The following is a 2480-nucleotide window of genomic DNA, read 5'->3' as shown; positions in this document are numbered from 1 at the left end:
CAGTTAGCCGATTTTCTTGGTATAGGTTATAAATCAAGATATTGGGCATGGATAGAACGTATATGGCACTGTTGCCCACAATTTGCCTTTACCCATGAACTTCCCTATCCAAAGCCAACAGAGGAGTTTGCTAAAATGGCAATGAAACATGGTGAACAACATGAAAATGATGCTTTAGCAGAACTCAACAAAGTTATAAGTTTGAAATTTAAAGGCATGCCGAACCTTTTTGTAGCCAATACAACTGCATATAAAACAATTGGTTTACCTGTTTATGCTACACCCGATGCGATATCTACAGAGAGCAACTTTGTAAAGATGTATGCAAATAACACTAGCCTGGATTGCTGGAGAAGCGAACTTATTTGCGTGTTATCATCTGGGGGCAGGATTTGTGTAGAATTTAAATGCCCTTACACATCACATTATACATATCCAAAATCGCATCACCTAGTTCAAGTTATTGCAGAAATTATGGCAACACATTCAGTATACGGCCTTTTCTGTATTTATCGCGTGGATCAGCCATTAATAGTATTTCGTATTTCAGTTATACCAAACGCTGGTATATGGCGTTATATATGTAAAGAACTTAAAGAATTTTCGGACACATATATGGGTCTCTTGGATTTGAAAGCCCCTCCTACTTCAATGCCACATGGCTACAAACCAAAACTTGTAGAAACAATAACTAATTCTGTAAAGATAGAAAGATTACAATAAAAGTCTAACATTAGTTTGTAACAATGGCAGAAGAGCGGGTAACAGATCCACCAGAAATTTCTGAACTTATTTTACATGGCCTTGATAATGCCTTTGTATATATGCATAACAGGTTTAGAAAGAGGGTTAATAGGCCTAAAGTTGCTGAAGTTGCTGGTCTTCAATTTGAAGTTCATGGCATAGTTTATATTGGCAAACACAATGGCAAACTTAAAATAACTGCAAAACTAGGCCAACCTCATCGCAGTGATGAACGTGCATATTTAAAGCAGAGAAAAAGGAAAATTGGTAAACCTTTAACTGCTCGACAAATAAAAATATTTAAAAACAGAGGTCGGTGGAAAACTAATATGGCAAGAATGCGAGGCAGTATTAGCAGAACTCCAGAAGACCGTTTTCGCAATTTGGCAAGAAGAGCTAAAATTGTACCAATACTTAGGGAAGTATATAGATTACACACTGAGGCACATTTACACCCAGATGGCGATGTACCAGAAAACAGTTTCGCACAACTTGCAGATGATTTTGTTGAAATTGCAGAAGAGCGTGAAATAGAAGATGAAGATATTCCTGTTCACTTTGGCCGGCATTTAAGACAGCATGGTGCAACAAGAATTTCTAGGGGCGCTCAACAACATCCTCCAAGTCCAGTACATGATGAAGAAGAAGAAGAAGTGGAAATAAGTCCGCCACCATCACCGCGTGCAGAACCAGTTAAAGTGCGAGTGAGTAAGAAAGTTGCAAATCCAGTTGAAATAAACACGGTTGTTGGCCAAGCTTTAGCAGCTTTCAGAAACGAAGCTGTTATTAACCAAATTAAAAAACCTCTACTTACTAATGATGCCGCTGGAAAATCTTATGATTGTATATTAATAAGGTTTGTTAAACGTTCGATGGAATATGCAATGGGTCTTAAAGCAAATATACAGAAAATGATAGAAGAAGTAAACAAAATAACTGCTGGTAAAGTTACATATGATTGGCCCAAACACAAAAAGATAATGGAAAGATATCATTTGAAAAAACAAAAGATAGGCTACCTGTCTGCTTGGAGTATGCCAATAGGTCGTAGTCAAAGAAATAGGCAACCAACTGTACGCTTTCAACCTACAGAAGAAGTTAGGCGATCAGCTCGTGCAAGAAAAGCAACAAATAGAGGTGATATGCAACTCAATAGTTAATCATTTATAGTCGTTACAAATTTTTTTAAGTTTCCAATACATCTGTTTACAACTTCGTCAAATTCCTTTTGATCTGGTATTAACTTGTGCTTTATCATGTTTTCCAGTAAATGTGCAGCATATGTTTCGTATTCCACAGTGTTGTACACATTTTCTGGATATTGTAAATGTGCCTTTATCTTTTCATCGCACTCTGCCAGAGTGGTTTGGCAATTTGTTTTACCAAGAGCTTTAGCACAGTAAAGGTATGCCATAGCTTGAACCGTTCCCTCATCGCTTTTATTTTCATATTTCAATATTTTTGCATATTCTCTTAGTATTTGTGTGTTTAAATTGTACGTTCCTGCAGTTAAAACATAGGTGTTTTCTTTATTTTCGGACTTAACAGTACGTGTTGCCATTGTTTAAAATATATTTATTTAATTAGTTTACATTTTTATTCACCGCTTGACTCGATTTCCATTAAATTACTGTCGAATTCCTCGCTGTCGTAGTCGGAATCTATTGGTTCGGGGCAAACTTCCCCCGAATCTTGGGCTATTATTTCTTCTTCTTCTTCTCTCTTTCTTCTTGTTT

3 protein-coding genes are annotated in these 2480 nt (G+C 36.7%); 2 read left to right on the top strand and 1 reads right to left on the bottom strand.

The window, feature by feature from the left end:
* A partial coding sequence (locus KKA81_17235; protein ID MBU2652673.1) for a hypothetical protein occupies positions 1–723 on the top strand: 723 nt, incomplete at its 5' end.
* A gap of 23 nt (positions 724–746) precedes the next feature.
* A complete protein-coding gene (locus KKA81_17230; GenBank protein MBU2652672.1) occupies positions 747–1904 on the top strand; it encodes a hypothetical protein in 1158 nt (385 codons plus the stop codon).
* On the opposite strand, the gene KKA81_17225 is transcribed toward KKA81_17230, so the two are convergent.
* Positions 1901–2305 carry a hypothetical protein gene (locus KKA81_17225; GenBank protein MBU2652671.1) on the bottom strand — a complete coding sequence of 135 codons (405 nt, stop codon included), beginning with the start codon at positions 2303–2305 and terminating at the stop codon, positions 1901–1903. The two genes, KKA81_17230 and KKA81_17225, sit on opposite strands and share 4 nt — an antisense overlap.
* Between the last annotated feature and the right edge of the window lie 175 nt (positions 2306–2480).

The sequence above is a fragment of the Bacteroidota bacterium genome (assembly GCA_018831055.1).
GTDB lineage: Bacteria > Bacteroidota > Bacteroidia > Bacteroidales > B18-G4 > M55B132.
Note: the sequence above shows the minus strand (reverse complement) of the source record. Positions and strands in the feature narration are given on the sequence as shown.

Coding starts and splice junctions, on each gene's coding strand:
- KKA81_17230 (MBU2652672.1), top strand. CDS start 747: ATGGCAGAAGAGCGGGTAACAGATCCACCAGAAATTTCTGAACTTATT.
- KKA81_17225 (MBU2652671.1), bottom strand. CDS start 2,305: ATGGCAACACGTACTGTTAAGTCCGAAAATAAAGAAAACACCTATGTT.